Origin of the sequence: Haloterrigena sp. KLK7 (assembly GCF_037914945.1) — an archaeon.
Classification (GTDB): domain Archaea; phylum Halobacteriota; class Halobacteria; order Halobacteriales; family Natrialbaceae; genus Haloterrigena; species Haloterrigena salinisoli.
Map to the genome: position 1 here is coordinate 1293614 of NZ_CP149787.1, position 15425 is coordinate 1309038.

The window sequence follows — 15425 nt, forward strand, 5'->3', positions numbered from 1 at the left end:
TCGCTTACGGATCGGTTCACTCCCCGATCGCGTACTTGCGGCGCTACGCGCCGCACACCACTCGTCCAGCATTCCCTGCTAAGCCGGAGTCCGCGCCTCGATACCGTGTAACTCGTCCGGGTCGAATACGCAGCCGATGAGCGGCGCGTTCGGCGTCAGGTCACCGCTCGGGGTCGACTTCGGCCAGCGGGTTCGGCACGGTGCCGTGCTCGATCGCGTGGGGCCGCTCGGTGAGGTCGCCGTAGCCGAAGTCGACGATCCGGTTGCGATTCAGCGTCAGCTTCGGGAACGTCGGCTCGAGCAGGTCGAACAGCTCGAACCGGTCCTCGAGCTCGGGGAACCGCTCGTGGTAGTCCTCGATCGCAGCCCGGACCTGCCCCCAGAACCGTTCCTCCGAGTAGTCGTGATGGTGGGCGAGCAGGTCCGCGAGGTACCGGTAGACGCCGACGAACAGCCCGTAGACGACGAACAGGCGCAGTTCTTCCGGCGGCACGGACAGCAGGACCTCCTCGAGGTCGTCGGGCAGATCCCGGAGCTCCTCGAGGGGCGCCTCGGCGACGTTGACGTCGTCGACGAAGTCCTTGACGGCGAGCCGGGACGGCCGATCGTCCTCGAGGACGAGGATCGTGTTCTCCCCGTGGGGCGAGAACGCGGTTCCGTACCGGTAGAGGTAGTGTAGCAGCGGCGGGAGCATCGTGGCGAACAGCTCCTCGAGCCACTCGTCGAGTTCGAGGTCGGAGCGGGCGACCAGCTTCGAGAGCACGGGTTCGCCGTCCTCGACGTGCAGCAGCGACGAGAGGGTCATCGCGCGCTCGCCGTCGTCGATCAGGTCCGTGACGCTCTCGCGCCAGACGGTCCCCAGCAGTTCGTTGTACTGGTAGGCCGGGGCCTCGAGCGCGTCGAACGTCGGGTGATCGAAGTTCACGCCCGCGATTTCGCCGGGCAGGACGACCTCGCACTCGTCGCGCAGGAACGGGTCGGAGTCGCGAACGTCCTTCACGTACTCCGTGACCAGCGGCGCGGCTTCGGTCCGTTCGCCGGGGAGCCCGCGCCAGACGAGCGTGTTGATGATCTGCATCGGGAGCTTCACGTTGTGCTTGGTCGGCTCGTCGGCGTTGACGAACGTCCGGATCGACTGCATGGGCAGATATTCGTCCGGCCCGTCGCCCAGCGGCACGATCTCGTCCGTCGCGAGCTGTTTGCCGAACAGCGGGACGATGGCGTTCTCCCACTGCCAGTCGTGGACCGGCAGAAAGAGGTAGTCGTCGGGGTCGAGCCCGCGGTCCTCGAGTTCCTCGCGGAACCGCCCGTAGCGGCTCCCGAGTTCCGACTCGAGCAGCGACTCGTGATCGAGCCCCTCGACGCTGACGAACTCGGCCGCCTCGCGCGAGACGGCACACCACGAGAGGCGGATCGGCTCGGCGCGCTCGGGCGCGTAGTCGCGGTAGTCGTCGTACCCCCAGCCGACCCGGCCCTTGTTGAACGTGAGCCACGGGTGGCCGGTCATCTCGCCTTCGATCTCGGCGTAGGACATGTCGAGGACCGACTCGTCGGTCTGTCCGTCCTCGGCGTCGATGTGGGCGTCCGCGAGCAGCGTGTTCGTGTACTCGCGGACGAGGTGGCTGGCCGTGATCGAGTCCATGTCGATCGTCGGCTCGAGGTCGGCGACGAACTGGAGCGGGTCGTCGGCGGGCTCGAACCCGTCGCCGGCGTCGCGCTCGATCGAATCGACGCGAACGCTGACGGAGTCCCAGAACCGCTCGACGGCGGCGAAGCGGTAGCGGGTCCCCTCGAGATGGATCTCGTAGGTGGTCCACTCGCCCGCTGAAGCGTCGTCGACCGCTTCGGGCTCGATGAGGTCCTCGTAGGTGAATTCCCGCAGGATTTTCGCGAGCAACTCCTGCCCGACGTCGGTCCAGCGGTCTTCGGTCAGCACGTCGTCCAGCGTGTCGATTCCGTCGAGTCCGTACTCCGTCTCGGTGTCGTGTCGTGGGTTCTGCATGAATTACTCCGTGTCGAGTGACGGCGATCGCGGCGCGTCGGTGCGAACCGGCGCGTGGTCGGCGAACTGTTCGACGTCGAAATCCTGGAAGACGGTGTCCCGATCGATCGGGTACACCTCGCGGCCGGCGAGCCGATCGATAATGACCGCGTTCCGGTAACAGCCCAGCCCGAGGTCCGGCGTTCCGACGCCGTGCGTGTGCATCTCGGCGTTCTGGACGAATATCCGGCCGCCGGCATCGTCCGCCCCGCCGAGTTCCCCCTCGAGCCGGTAGTCCTCGCTCACGCGGAACCGGCCTCGGTCGTCGAACGCGATCCGGTCGGCGATCGGCTCGAGGAACGTCGGCGTCGGCCGCTGGTAGCCCGTTCCGAAGATCACGGCGTCGGTCTCGAGGGCGAACCGATGGTCCTGCTGGCGCTGTTCGCACTCGAGCCAGTAGCTGCCCTCGAGGCGCTCGATATCGAGCACTTCGGTCGTCGCGAGCATGCCGAAGTCGGGGTCGCGGTCGCCGATCGAGCGCTCGTAGAGGGTGTCGTAGATCCGCTCGCTGGTCTCGGGATCGATCCCCTTGTACAGCAGGTCCTGCTCGGGCAGCAGGTCGTCCTTTCGCGACTGCGGCAGGTCGTAGAAGTACTCCGTGTACTCGGGCGTGAAGTGCTGGAGCCCGAGCTTCGAGTACTCCATCGGGAAGAAGCCGTCCGAGCGAGTCAGCCAGTCGAGTCGGAACTCGCGGGCGGACTGGCGCTCGAGCAGGTCGAGGACGACCTCGGCGGCGCTCTGTCCGGAGCCGACGACGGTGATCGAGTCGGCCTCGAGGACGTCCGCGCGGCGCTCGAGGTAGTCGGCGGTGTGGAACAGCGGGGCGTCCCCGCCGGCGTGGTCGCGGGCGAACTCCGGCAGCGCGGGCCGGGAGCCGACGCCCATGACGAGGTCGTCGGCCCGGTAGCGGTAGCGCTGGCCCGTCTCGGGGGCGACGGCCTCGACGACGAACGTCCCGCCGTCGGCCGCGTCGGCACCGTCCCGTCCGGCACCCGCGTCCGCGGCCTCGTACTCGACGCTCGTCACCTCCCGGCCGAACCGCGTCGTCGGCACCGTCTCGGCGACCCAGCGCAGGTAGTCGTCGTACTCGCGGCGGGGAATCTGGAACGTCTCGTAGAAGTAGAACTCGTAGATGCGATCCCGCTCGCGGACGTAGTTGAGGAAGCTGTAGGGGTTGGTGGGATCGGCCATCGTCACCAGGTCCGCGAGGAACGGCACCTCGAGCGTGACGCCCTCGATCAGCATCCCCTCGTGCCAGGCGAACTCGGGTTCGCGCTCGAGGAAGAGCGCCTCGAGGTCGGGGTCGGGGTCGGCGTCTGCACCGTCCAGCAGCGCCGCGAGTCCGAGGTTGAACGGCCCGAGGCCGACGCCGAGGACGTCGTAGCGGCCGCGGTCGATGACGGTGTCGGAGACGTCGTCGCCGACGACGGTGTCGCTGTCGTCGCCGCCGACGGTATCGGGAGCGTCACCGTCGGCAGTGGTCGCATCGCCATCGGGGCTGTCGGTAACGGGGATGGAGACGTCGTCCTCAGTCATCGTCGCTCACCTCGGGCGGTCGCGCGTCCGCACCCTCCGCGGTCGCAGTCGGCGGCCAGACCTCGCGTTCGAACCGCTCGCGGGGACAGACGATGAGTGTCGCCGTCTTCTCCTCCTCGGGGAACTCGAACTGACGCCGGCGTTCACAGCCACAGCGTTCGGCGACCGTCAGGACCGCCTCGTTGCGGGCGTCGGGCTCCCCGACGACCCGATCGGTCTCGGGGTGGCTGAACTGGAGGGCCATCATCGCCCGGAACAGCGGCGTCGCGTAGCCCTCGCCGAGGTACTCCGGCGGGCCGATCAAGACGTGCAACCCCTGATCGGCCGGCTCGGCGTCGTAGTACGCCGCCAGGTCGTCCTCGGCGGCCCAGTAGCGCTCCCAGTAGCTCATCGGCACGTGATCGAGACAGCCGATGTACAGCGTCTGGTGGTCGTCCGCGAGCTTCTCCCGGAGCGTCTCGCGGAACTCCGGCAGCGGTTCGTCGAGATCCCAGTAGGGCTTGACGTGGTCCGAGCCCAGCCACGCGTGCAGCCGGCCGAGGTCGCGCTCGAGCGAGACCCGCCGGAACCCGATGTGGCGGTCGATCGTCTCGTCGTAGTACTCGAAGTCGTACTCCGAGACGACCGTCGCGTGCGGGCCGCGAGTCGGTTCTCGCGCCGTCATCGGCCCACCTCCGGCTCCGGCGCGTCCGGCGAGTCGACCGCGTCGGCGGACTCGTCTTCCGGCGGGTCGACGAGCGGGTTCCGCACGTCGGCGTAGACCGACTGCTCGTCGAGCGACGGCGCCTCGAGTTCGTCCAGGCCGCGAAAGCGGGTCAGCAGGTTCGCCTTGCGAGGCACCGTTTCGGACTCGAGCAGCGGGTCGAGGATCGACGTCCCGGGACGGTCGAACTCCCGGAGCGACTCGAGTTCCTCGCGGAGAACGGCGAGCAGCCGCCCTTCGTCGACCAGTCCCGCGGTCCCGAAGGCGTTGATCACGCCGAGGGCGTTGTTGAGCACGACGTAGTAGCGGATCCGCTCGTCGGCGACCGCGTCGGGGCAGACGCTGCCGGCCCGCTCGCCGATTCCCGGAGCGATCGCCTCGATCCGGTCGTAGGCGTTCTCGGGGAAGTAGTACCCCTGATTGTCTCGATAGCGGAACTCGTCGGGGTAGCCGGCCTCGTCCAGCGAGAGGACGCTGTTCTGCTGGTGGGCCTCGAGGCCGAGCCCCCGCTCGAGGTAGAGCCACAGCAGCGGCCGCACCGAGATCTCGAGGTAGCGGCGGAACCACTCCTCGCTGACGGCGGCGGCGTCGCGGCCCTCGCGCTCGGCGATCGAGGCGACGATGCGACCGAGGCGGGAGCGGCCGTCCCCGATCGCGTCCTGACAGAGCGCGACGACGGGCGTCGCCCGGCGGGCGTCCTCGCCCCGGAAGGGGTTCTCCCGGAGGACGACCTCGAAGCCCGATTCGTCGTCCTCGACGCCCAGCGCGTCCGGATCGATCGTCAGGTAGGCCGGGTCCCGGACCACGTCGAAGTCGGGGAACCGATCCGACAGATCGTCGCCGAGCTCGGTCGCCAGCAGGTCCGAGATCGCGACCCCGCGCTCGAGCTCCGGCCGCTTGTTCGTCCGCAGCGAGTTGGTGATCTCGACGGCGAGCGATCCCTTGACCATGAACGGCGAGTCGGGCGCGTACAGCGTCCGCACGGATGTCGTCGGGTAGAACTCCCGTCCCAGTTCACCCAGCGACTCGAGTTTCCCCGCCGAGACGAGGTCCTGCACTTCGGGCCGCTCGAACAGCCGCTCGGCCTGCCACGGGTGGACGGGCAGGAGCACGTCGTCGTCCGCGAGAGACTCGCGGACCGACTCCGGAACGGCCGGATCGTCGCGTAGCGTCTCGCGAACCCACGATGCGGCGGAGCCGTCGCGAGCCGACTCGCTCTCGACGATCGAGGGGTCGGCTCGAACGTAGTGCAGCGGGAACGAGCCCTCGAGTTCCGGAGCGTAGCGCTCGGCGTCGCGCTCCATCCCCCGGCGGCTCTTCGGCGTCGGATGCTGGAGATGGCCGAAGACCAGCGACTGCTCGGCCTCGCGGAAGGTGAAGTCCGTTCCGTACAGGACGTCCGCGTCGCCCGCGCGGGCGTCGACGTACCGCTCGACGTTCCGACAGGAGCGAACGACCCGCTCGACGAGGTCGTCGCGGTTCGGGTCGGCGCCGCGCGCGAGTTCGAGTTCCTTCGTCGCGAGCGTCGCGAGCGTGGCGTAGTCGAGTTCGACCGGCTCGCCGGCGGCCTCGAGGTCGGTGCCGTCCGGATCGACCGTGCCCGCGCCGGCTCCGGCGCGGTAGTACGCGGGCAGATCGAACAGGTGGCGACCCGTCGGAGACCGATACTCGACGGGGACGAAGCAGTCGATCCCCTGATTCGGCAGCGAGAACCGCAGGACGAGCCCGCTCGCCGGTGAGCGGTCGATCGGCGCGTCCGCGGCGGGGACGAACTCGCCGGTCCCGGTCTCGTGGCAGTAGCAGTTCAGGAAGCTGTGCAGCGTGGCGTCGCGCGCGACTCGCGTCGCGTCGACGACGCGCTCGTCGGTCGTGGGTGTCGTCTGTCGTGGAGTCATGCGGAATCGATCACCTCTCGGTCGGCTTCGAGCGCCTCGCCGCGGTCGACGACCGCCTCGAGGACGTCGCGGAGGTCCGAGAGCGTCGTTCGCGGGTTCAGGAGCGTGAGCTTCAGCGCGGCGGTGCCGTCGACCTCGGTGCGGGCGAGGACGGCCTCGCCGTCGGCCAGCAGTTCGTCGCGGATCGCCCGGTTCACGCGGTCGACGGCGGCGGTGGGAAGAGAGTCGGAGCCGCTGTCCGGCCGATACCGGAAGACCACCGCGCTCAGTTCGGGGTCACAGCACAGCTCCAGCGCCGGTTCGGCCCGGATCTCGGCGGCGACCGCGTCGGCCAGCTCGCAGACGTACTCGACGCAGTCGGCTACGCCGGTCCGGCCGAGGGCGTTGAACGTCACGAACGGCTTCAGCGCGTCGAACCGGCGGGTGGTCCGGGTCGACTTCGAGACGAGGTTCGGCACCCCGGCGGCGTCGTCGCGCTCGGGGTTGAGGTAGGCCGCGTTGCGCTCGAGGTGTCGGTAGCGATCGCCGTCGCGGAGCAGGAAGGCCCCGCAGCCGATCGGCTGGTAGAACAGCTTGTGGAAGTCGACGGCGATGGAGTCGGCGCGATCGATCCCCTCGAGTTTCGGCCGGAGCCGGTCGCTGATGGCGCACGCCCCGCCGTAGGCGGCGTCGACGTGGAGCCACAGGTCGCGCTCGGCGGCGCGGTCCGCCAGCGCCTCGAGCGGGTCGATACTGCCGAAGTCGGTCGTCCCGGCCGTGCCGACGATCGCGAACGGGTGGCGACCGTCGGCCTCGAGGCGCTCGAGCGTCTCGTCTAGTGCCTCGAGGTCGATCCGACGGCGGTCGTCGGTCGGGACCGTGACGACCGCGTCCTCGCCGAGCCCGAGGTGGTGGGCGGCCTGCTCGGCGGTGAAGTGGGCGGCGTCCGAGCAGAGGAGGCGGAGGTCGGACGCCGCTTCGGGTCCGATCCCCGCCGCCTGCACGTCGCGGTCGAACTGCCGCTCGCAGTACCGATCGCGAGCCAACAGCAGCCCGAGGAAGTTCGACTCCGTGCCGCCGCCCGTGAAGACGCCGTCGGCGCCGGTCGGATAGCCGAACAGGTCACAGCACGCGTCGACGACCCGCTCCTCGAGCACGGAGGCCGCGGGCGCCTGGTCGAACGAGTCCATCGACTGGTTCGTTCCCGACAGCAACAGCTCCGCGGCCAGCGCCGGGACCGTCGGCGGACAGTGGAGGTGGGCGACACAGCCCGGATCGTGGACGCGGACGGAGTCCGCGAGCACCTCGTCGGCGACCGTCTCGAGGGCGTCCTCGATCGACGACCCGTCGTCGGGGACGACCTGGAGGGCGGCGATCCGCTCGCGGAGCGTCCCGTGGTCGGTTCCGGCGTATGGGCCCTCGGCCGTCGCGAACGACTCGAGGAGGACGTCCCGCGCCCGCTCGATCGCGTCCCGGTACGCGGCGTTGCCGTCCGACCCGCCGAGGAAGGCGGTCGCGGCCGTCGCCGGTGGCGTCGGGTCGGTCTCGTCGACGCGGGACTGATCCCGGCCGACCGCACTGCGCTGGCCCGTCACGTCGTCACCTCCGCGGGCGCGCGGTCGTCGGCGACGACCGCACGCACGCTCTCGTGAACGATCTCGCCGACGGCGTCGATCTGCGATTTCGAGATCGTCAGCGGGGGCAGGAACCGGACGACGCTACTGTGTCGGCCGCCGGTCTCGACGATCAGTCCGCGGTCGAACGCTTCCGACTGGACCGCCGACGCGAGGTCGCCGTCGGCGGGGTAGTGGCCCAGCGAGTCGGGCTCCCCGTCGGGATCGACGAGTTCCATCCCGAGCATGAGCCCGCGCCCGCGGACGTCGCCGACGACGTCGAAGGTCGCGGCCGTCTCCTCGAGGTGGCCTCGCAGCCGGTCGCCCATCTCGGCGGCGCGATCGTCGAGGTCGTTCTCGAGGACGTGCTCGATGGTGGCGACGCCGGCGGCCATCCCGAGCTGGTTGCCCCGGAACGTGCCGGCGTGGGCGCCGGGCTCCCAGACGTCGAGCGACTCGTCGTAGACGACGACCGAGAGGGGGAGGCCGCCGCCGACGGCCTTCGAGAGGGTCATCACGTCGGGGACGACGTCGGCGTGCTCGACCGCGTACAGTTCGCCCGTGCGTCCGAGCCCGGTCTGAATCTCGTCGACGATCAGCGGGATATCGCGCTCGCGGGTGACGCGGCGCATCTCCCGGAGCCACTCGGCGGGCGCCGGCACCGCGCCGCCCTCGCCCTGCACGGGCTCGACGATCATCCCCGCGGGATCGACGATCCCGCTGTCGGGGTTCGAGAGCGTGCGCTCGACGTACTCGGCGCTCGTCCGCCAGCAGTCCTCGCCGCCCAGCCCGAACGGGCAGCGGTAGGCGTGAGGATAGGGGAGGTGATGAACGTCCGGCATCAGCCCCGGAATCGGCTCCTTCGCCGCCGTGTCTCCCATCAGGCTGAGCGCGCCGTTGGTCATCCCGTGATACCCGCCCTGGAACGCCAGCATCGATCGGTTGCCCGTGGCCGTCTTGACGAGTTTCATCGCGGCCTCGACGGCGTCCGTCCCCGCCGGACTACAGAACTGGACCTTCGCGTTCGCGGCGAACTCGTCGGGGAGGCTCTCGAGCAGTCGGTCGACGAACCGCTCTTTCACCGGCGTCGTCAGGTCGAGCGTGTGGACCGCCCGGTCGCGCTCGAGCAGCTCCTCCATCCGCTCGACGACTGCGGGGTGGTTGTGCCCGAGCGCGAGCGTTCCCGCCCCCGCGAGACAGTCGACGTACTCGTTCCCGTCGACGTCCTCGAGGACGGCGCCCTCGGCGCGGTCGATCGCGAGCGGCAGCGACCGCGGATAGGTTCGCGCGTTCGACTCCCGGCGGGCCTGCTGTGCGAGGAGGCCCTCCGCGTCGGGGTCGTCGCCGATCACGGCCCTGCACCTCGCGTTGCCGGTCGGTTTCCGATTCGATCCGGTTGATATTTCAGGACTGCCATACGACCTTTAGGCCAACCTAAACCGATAAAAGCGCTCCGGTTTTTAGGTCAACCTAAAATATATGCCGGATGCGCTGAATAGCCAGATATCCGACGGTAGACGGTCTCAGAAGAGCCCAGTGACACGGCGAGGCGGCGAACACATTCTCCAGTTCACAAGAATGGCGGGGTGGACGGAGCAGGATCGAGGGTAGCAGCGGATCGATACGGCGCATCATCCCGATCGCACTCTAGAGGTGGTCACAGAATAGTCGATGGTCGAATTTCGCAGCCGACGTCGACCGCGACGGCGACGAGACGATCAGCGTCTCGCTCGAGTCGCCCGAGTGATCCGGTCGAAAAAATCGAACCGCAGCGCGCGCGTTACTCCGGCTTCAGCCCTTCGTCCTGAACGCGCATAACGGCCTCGCCGTCGGCGAGGTTCGGCGCGTCGACCAGGCGAACGATCCGTTTGTCGCCCTTGGACTTGCGGAGGTAGATCCGGAACGTGGACTTGTGGCCGAGGATGTTGCCACCGATCGGCTGGGTCGGGTCGCCGAAGAACGAATCGGGGTTCGAGGCGACCTGATTAGTGACGATGACGGCGCAGTTGTAGAGGTTGCCGACCTTGTCTAAGTCGTGGAGGTGTTTGTTGAGCTTCTGCTGTCGGTCCGCGAGTTCGCCACGGCCGACGTACTCGGCGCGGAAGTGGGCGGTCAGCGAGTCGACGCAGAGCAGGCGGACGGGGTACTCCGAGTCCTCGTGCTCGCCCGCGAGTTCCTTGGCCTTCTCGGCCAGCAGCATCTGGTGGTTGGAGTTGAACGCCTTCGCGACGTGGATCTTGTCGAGGACGTCCTCGACGAGTTCGTCGACGGCGGCCTCGTCGGCGGCCGAACCCTCGATCTCGCGGTCCTCGAGCGTCGCGTTGATGGCCTCGTCGGGCAGGCCGCGGACCATGTCGTCGATCCGCTCGGGACGGAACGTGTCCTCGCTGTCCACGAAGATCGCACAGCCGTGGAGGCCGCCGACTTCCTTGGGAAGCTGGACGTTGACGGCCATCTGGTGGGTGACCTGGGACTTGCCGGCGCCGAACTCGCCGTATACTTCGGTGATCGACTGGGTCTCGATCCCGCCGCCGAGCAGGTCGTCAACCTCGTCGATGTGCCAGCTCAGTTTTCCGATCTCGTTTCGTCGCTCGAGGACGGTCGACCCGGTCTCGAAGCCGCCGATGTCGGCCGCGTCTCGGGCCGCGCGGACGATGTCGGACGCGGTGGACTCGCCGACGTCCGCCGTGTTCGACAGTTCCGAGGGAGAGGCGACGGCGAGGCTCTGAAAGGAATCGAAGCCAGCGTCGTGGAGCTTGTCTGCGGTTGCCGGTCCGACGCCGGGGAGCGTCTCGAGGTCTGCTTCAGGCATATCCACTCCTTGTGCCGGACCCCTCATAAACCCTCGTTAACAGGGAAGTGAAAGTGAAACTGTGGGCAGGCGCGGGGGTCCTTCGAGGACACGACAGTGCGTTTATCAGAAATGGCGCGAACGAATCCGGACGAAACAGGGACGAGCGAAGAGCGGACCGGGCGATCGATCGCTCGACCGGTTACGGCGTCGATCGATCGGACGCCCGCTCGAGACAGTGGAGTCGGCCGTCGTCGCTCCCGGCGAACAGCGCGTCGGACCCGAGCGCGGGCGTTCCCGTGATCCCGCTCTCGAGGTCGGCGTACCAGACCAGCTCGCAGTCCTCCGCGTCGCCGGAGACGTCGACGCCGTACAGCGAACCGGTGGCGTCGCCGATACAGAGCACGTCGCCGGCGACGACGGGGCTCGAGCGAACCGGACCGTCGAGGGCGACGCCCTTCTTCGAGAACAGCCAGCCGCGGAGTTTGCGCCGGCCGAAGGTGGTGTCGGTGACGTGGAGGTAGCCGTCGTCGGCGCCGACGAACGTCGCGTCGGCCGCGGGGAGGACGGTCGGGGACGACGTGAACGAGCCCTGGATCTCGTAGGTGAACCACGACTGCCCGGTATCGGCGTGTAACGCGACTAGCGTGCCGCCGTCGTCGGCGACGTACACCCGTCCGTCGGCGACCGTCGGGCCGTCGACGACCGCGCCGCCGGTCGGCGCGTCCCACAGTTCCTCGCCGGCGTCCGCCTCGAGCGCGATCACCGTTCCGTCGGCGGTGCCGGCGTAGACCCGATCCCGATCGCTCGTCTCCTCGTCCATCGCCGCGTCGTCGAGCGACAGCAGGTCGATCTCCGCCTCGTCGCGCTCCCCTCCCCAGCCCTGCCGCGCCCGATCCGCGGCCCGATCGACCGCCGGCGCGCCGGCGACGGGGGCGTCGGTCTCGTGGGTCCAGACGCGGGCGCCCGTCTCGGCCTCGAGCGCCGAGAGCCCGGCCGAATGGCCGGCGTAGAGCAGGCCGTCGGACAGCGCGAGCGGCGACTCGAGCGCGCCCGCGAGGTCGGTCTCCCAGCGCTGCTCGCCGGTCCCTGGGTCGAGCGCGCGGACGGTCCCGTCGCCGGTGGCGAGATAGAGCCGGTCGCGGTCGACGACCGGTGCCGTCTCGGTCCCGCCCGTCGTCTCGAACGTCCAGCGCCGGCGGCCGGTCTCGCGCTCGAGGGCGTAGCAGTCGCCCCGCCGCGTGCCGACGAAGACGGTGTCGCGGTCGAGAACCGGCGATCCTGGCGGACCGTCGAGGTCGGCCGTCCAGGCGTCCGTGACGCGATCGGGTCCCTCGAGGTCGCGACGGACGCCCGAGCGTTGCGGATCGCCCTTGAACTGGTTCCAGTCGCTCACTGGATGGTGATACCGAACGGACGGCTATTAATTGATACGACCTCGTCGGATCGAACGAAATCTCAAGAGCCGCTACGCGTCGAATCGGTCGGCTCGAGACCGGTGAATTCGAATCGGGCCCCGCCCGCGGGGCTCTCGCCGACCGAGACGTCCCAGCCGTGGGCCTCGGCGATGCTCTGGACGATGTTGAGTCCGAACCCGGTTCCCGCGTCGCTCGTCGTGTACCCCATTTCGAACACCGTCTGTCGACTGGCGGCCGGGATTCCGGGACCGTCGTCTTCGACGACGAACCCCTCGTCCGTCCGACGGACGGTGACGGTCACAGACGGGTCGGCGCTCTCGGCGCCCTCGTCGGCCGCGGGCCGGTCGTTCGCCGTGCCGTGCTCCAGAGAGTTTCGAAACAGGTTCTCGAGCAGCTGCTGCAGTCGATCCCGGTCGCACGAGATCACGCCGAGGTCGCCGTCGATCCGGAGGGCCGCCGCGGACGACCCGACCATCAACCACGCCGCTTCGACGACAGGTCGGAACGAGACGCGCGTGCAGTCGTCGACCAGCTTGCCCTGTCGCGCGAGCGTCAATAGATCGCCGATGAGGGCGTCCATCCGGGCCAACGCGTCCGCGGCCCGGCGGAGGAACTCGTCGTCGCGTTCCTCGCGCGCGAGTTCGAGGTTGCCCGTCGCGACGTTCAGCGGGTTTCGGAGGTCGTGGGAGACGACGCCGGCGAACGCGTCCAGCCGTTCGTTCTGTCGGGCCAGTTCGCGCTCGCGTTCCGCGAGGCGGTCGCGCGTGTCGATCGAGGCGACGGCGTGACCGATCGTCTCGCCGAGTTCCGCGAGCACCGCCCGTTCGTGGTCGTCGAACACGTTCCGGCGGTCCGCGTAGATGCTGAAGAACCCGTAAACGGTATCCTCGTGATCGATCGGGACGACCGCGAGCGACTCGACGCCGTGCATCTCCAACAGGTCCCACCACGGTTCCATCGTCGGATCCTCGAACACGTTCGGCACGCACTGGAGTTCACGGGTCTTGATCGCGCGCCCGCCGGCGCCGGTTCCGGTCGGGCTGTCGTCGACGGTGATGTCGATCGACTCGAAGTACTCGTCGTCGAAGCCCGACCACGCCGCGGGGCGAACGCGGGAGTCGTCCTCGTCGTACCGGCCGATCCACACGGCCTCGTATGAGTCGGACTCGCTCAACCGGTCACAGACGGCCTGCTCGAGTTCCGACCGGTCCGTCTTATCCACCAGCTCTCGCGTCGCGATGCGAAGCGTGTCGTTGATTCGATTCAGCTGTTCGATCGAACGCTGGCGCTCCAGTCCCCGGACGTCGTAGACGCCGACCAGCAGGCCGACGAGCGCGCCGAAGGTCGCGACGTTGACCATCGCTGCGAGCGGATTCAAAAGCGAGACCTCGCCGACCACGGTCGCGGCGAACAGCCACGCGCCGAGCGCCGAGAGCGCCAGCGCGCCCGCGCAGGTCCACGCCAGCAGCCGACCCGCGAACTGCGCGGGGAGCAACCGCCCTCGAGCGAGCAGGACGCCGACGGCGACCAGTCCCAGAGACAACAGGAACGGCGGGACTGCGACGAGCAACTGCGCCGACGTCGCCCGCAGGCCGACGACGATGGTCAGGTGAAACAACGAGAGAAGGAACCCTGCAGCGACGAGTATCCGGCCCGCGAGCGGGTTCGAAACGCGTCTCATTGCATCGATCATTCGGTAATGCGGAGCCACGGCTATAGGCACTCCGGCCACGGACGGTCCGCCGCCTGACCGTCGCGCTGGGCCGAATACCGATCGATAATTGGGAGCCGAAAAACGGACGCGAGCGGTCTGACAGGGGCGACACTGCTCGAGTCCGTGACTATCGGAAATGGTGGGGAAGCGGCAGGAAAAGGGGGGGCAACTGGTGTATGGCGCAGTTGGTGATGATGTGGCTTGGAGTGATTCCTGCCGTGTATTCGGCTATGGTGGCGAAGTGCATATCGGTAATGCCAATAGAATTTGGTATCGGCAGCTGGGACGTTTCGCTAGAGGGAGACGTTTCGTCAGCGCTGACCAATCGAATCACGGGAGAGCGAGAGCGACGGCCGGCTCGTCGGCTCGCTCACTCCCAGGGATGGGTCCCGCCCTCGCTGGGCCACAGGGGATACCAGTAGTCCTTGTCGCGTTCGATCTCGAGTTCGCCGTCCAGTTTCGACTCGAGTTTGAACTCCACGCTCGAGTCGCGCTCCCGGCCCGAGCGCGGAGCGAACGGGTAGAATCGACCGCGACGGAACGAGTAGATCCAGTAGGCCGGTCCGTCTCGATTCTCGTAGGCGAACACCGCCGCGAGCAGCCGCGAGCCGTAGCCGTGTTCGATGAACGTGTCGGCGGCGAAGTGCATGCTCGTGATGAGGTCCTCGGGATTGTCGTCCTCGAGGACGACCCAGTGGTAGCCGTGGTCGTCGCTGGTGACCGAGAACTCGGTGCCGGTCTCCTCGCGGCCGGCCTCGAGGATCGCCTCGACCTCGTCGACCGCGTCGCGGAAGCTCGTCGAGTCGACGCCGGAGAAACAGAGCGCGCCGACGTCGGCCGACTCGTAGCCCAGATCGGCCTCCATCGTGAGGTAGGCGGTGCTCATCCCGAACAGGTCCTCGGGATCGGCGTCGCGTCTGGCGTCGGTCTCGGCGCGCAGGCCGAGCACGGAGCGGAGTTCGTCGACCAGTCCCATAGAAAGGGCAACGAAGGCGGTCCCTTAGAAACCTCCTGTTGGCGACTCGCCGATCCCGGCGTCGGCACCGTCGTCCGTCGGCCTCTGGAGGCGACGCTCGAGGCGCGATCAGCCGACGCTCCACCGCGTCTCGTAGGGATACCGCTCGGCTCGGTAGAGGGCGACGTGGATCACGAGCGCGGTGACGATCAATCCGAGGTTCACCGGCGTCGAATCGTAGGCGATGATGTTGACGATGACATCGTCGCGGTACAGCGGCCAGAGGGGCGCGATCGCCGCGTCCGGCTCGGCCGAGAGCAGATCCACCGCGATGTGGCTGAGACCGCCGGCACAGAACGCCGCCGTCGTGAACACGAACGTCGTTTCGGACGTAATCGAGTCGCTGTGAATCAACCGGGTAGCGTTCAGGAACGGCGTCAACGCGTACGCGGCGCCGACGCCGAAGACGACACCTACGACCAGCATGAACGGCACCGTATGGGTGATCCCGTGGTGCTGGAGCAAGGGGTGTCCGAAGTGCTCCCGGAGGTAGAGATCGACGTCGGGAACCAGCGCCGTCGCCTGCGTCAGGACGGCGAAGGTGACCGCGGGACGACGGCCCCACAGGAGCCACGCCGGCACCGCGGACAGCAACGCCATCGCGACGTGGCCGATTGGTTCGACCATACCGGCTCACACCGATCGCTCGCTCTTAAGTAATCGCCACCATGCGGAGGCTCGAGGGGGACGGAGACCGTCCGACGGGAACGCGTTCGGGAC

The 15425-nt window shown here is 68.4% G+C and carries 11 protein-coding genes; all 11 read right to left on the reverse strand.

What is annotated here, in order from left to right:
- Positions 1–160: 160 nt before the first annotated feature.
- The 11 genes from WD430_RS06440 to WD430_RS06490 all read right to left on the reverse strand — a co-directional run bounded on the left by WD430_RS06440 (position 161) and on the right by WD430_RS06490 (position 15332).
- On the reverse strand, positions 161–2002 hold the full coding sequence (locus tag WD430_RS06440; RefSeq protein ID WP_339105192.1) for an IucA/IucC family siderophore biosynthesis protein: 1842 nt from the start codon (positions 2000–2002) through the stop codon (positions 161–163).
- A 3-nt stretch (positions 2003–2005) separates the two neighbouring features.
- Positions 2006–3577, reverse strand: a complete 1572-nt coding sequence (locus tag WD430_RS06445) for a lysine N(6)-hydroxylase/L-ornithine N(5)-oxygenase family protein (protein WP_339105193.1) — start codon at positions 3575–3577, stop codon at positions 2006–2008.
- Positions 3570–4241, reverse strand: coding sequence for a GNAT family N-acetyltransferase (locus WD430_RS06450; RefSeq protein ID WP_339105194.1), 672 nt, complete (start codon positions 4239–4241; stop codon positions 3570–3572). The genes WD430_RS06445 and WD430_RS06450 overlap by 8 nt, the downstream gene beginning before the upstream one ends.
- Positions 4238–6175, reverse strand: a complete 1938-nt coding sequence (locus tag WD430_RS06455; RefSeq protein WP_339105195.1) for an IucA/IucC family protein — start codon at positions 6173–6175, stop codon at positions 4238–4240. Before WD430_RS06455 ends, WD430_RS06450 begins: the two co-directional genes overlap by 4 nt.
- On the reverse strand, positions 6172–7749 hold the full coding sequence (locus tag WD430_RS06460) for an aspartate aminotransferase family protein (RefSeq protein ID WP_339105196.1): 1578 nt from the start codon (positions 7747–7749) through the stop codon (positions 6172–6174). The genes WD430_RS06455 and WD430_RS06460 overlap by 4 nt, the downstream gene beginning before the upstream one ends.
- Positions 7746–9119: a diaminobutyrate--2-oxoglutarate transaminase gene (locus WD430_RS06465; RefSeq protein ID WP_339105197.1), complete on the reverse strand. Its 1374-nt coding sequence runs from the start codon at positions 9117–9119 to the stop codon at positions 7746–7748. The genes WD430_RS06460 and WD430_RS06465 overlap by 4 nt, the downstream gene beginning before the upstream one ends.
- Before the next feature lie 428 nt (positions 9120–9547).
- A complete protein-coding gene (gene radA / locus WD430_RS06470) occupies positions 9548–10579 on the reverse strand; it encodes a DNA repair and recombination protein RadA (RefSeq protein WP_339105198.1) in 1032 nt (343 codons plus the stop codon).
- A gap of 181 nt (positions 10580–10760) precedes the next feature.
- The gene (locus WD430_RS06475) at positions 10761–11954 is read right to left on the reverse strand and encodes a PQQ-binding-like beta-propeller repeat protein (RefSeq protein WP_339105199.1); all 1194 of its coding nucleotides are present in this window, start codon (positions 11952–11954) and stop codon (positions 10761–10763) included.
- 62 nt (positions 11955–12016) lie between these two features.
- Positions 12017–13657: an ATP-binding protein gene (locus WD430_RS06480; RefSeq protein WP_339105200.1), complete on the reverse strand. Its 1641-nt coding sequence runs from the start codon at positions 13655–13657 to the stop codon at positions 12017–12019.
- A 403-nt stretch (positions 13658–14060) separates the two neighbouring features.
- On the reverse strand, positions 14061–14666 hold the full coding sequence (gene pspAB / locus WD430_RS06485) for a PspA-associated protein PspAB (protein WP_339105201.1): 606 nt from the start codon (positions 14664–14666) through the stop codon (positions 14061–14063).
- 108 nt (positions 14667–14774) lie between these two features.
- Positions 14775–15332: a metal-dependent hydrolase gene (locus WD430_RS06490; RefSeq protein ID WP_339105202.1), complete on the reverse strand. Its 558-nt coding sequence runs from the start codon at positions 15330–15332 to the stop codon at positions 14775–14777.
- Between the last annotated feature and the right edge of the window lie 93 nt (positions 15333–15425).

Excerpts from the sequence above, each read along its gene's own strand:
- WD430_RS06440 (WP_339105192.1), bottom strand. The coding sequence starts at position 2,002 with ATGCAGAACCCACGACACGACACCGAGACGGAGTACGGACTCGACGGA.
- WD430_RS06445 (WP_339105193.1), bottom strand. The coding sequence starts at position 3,577 with ATGACTGAGGACGACGTCTCCATCCCCGTTACCGACAGCCCCGATGGC.
- WD430_RS06450 (WP_339105194.1), bottom strand. The coding sequence starts at position 4,241 with ATGACGGCGCGAGAACCGACTCGCGGCCCGCACGCGACGGTCGTCTCG.
- WD430_RS06455 (WP_339105195.1), bottom strand. The coding sequence starts at position 6,175 with ATGACTCCACGACAGACGACACCCACGACCGACGAGCGCGTCGTCGAC.
- radA (WP_339105198.1), bottom strand. The coding sequence starts at position 10,579 with ATGCCTGAAGCAGACCTCGAGACGCTCCCCGGCGTCGGACCGGCAACC.
- WD430_RS06480 (WP_339105200.1), bottom strand. The coding sequence starts at position 13,657 with ATGAGACGCGTTTCGAACCCGCTCGCGGGCCGGATACTCGTCGCTGCA.
- pspAB (WP_339105201.1), bottom strand. The coding sequence starts at position 14,666 with ATGGGACTGGTCGACGAACTCCGCTCCGTGCTCGGCCTGCGCGCCGAG.
- WD430_RS06490 (WP_339105202.1), bottom strand. The coding sequence starts at position 15,332 with ATGGTCGAACCAATCGGCCACGTCGCGATGGCGTTGCTGTCCGCGGTG.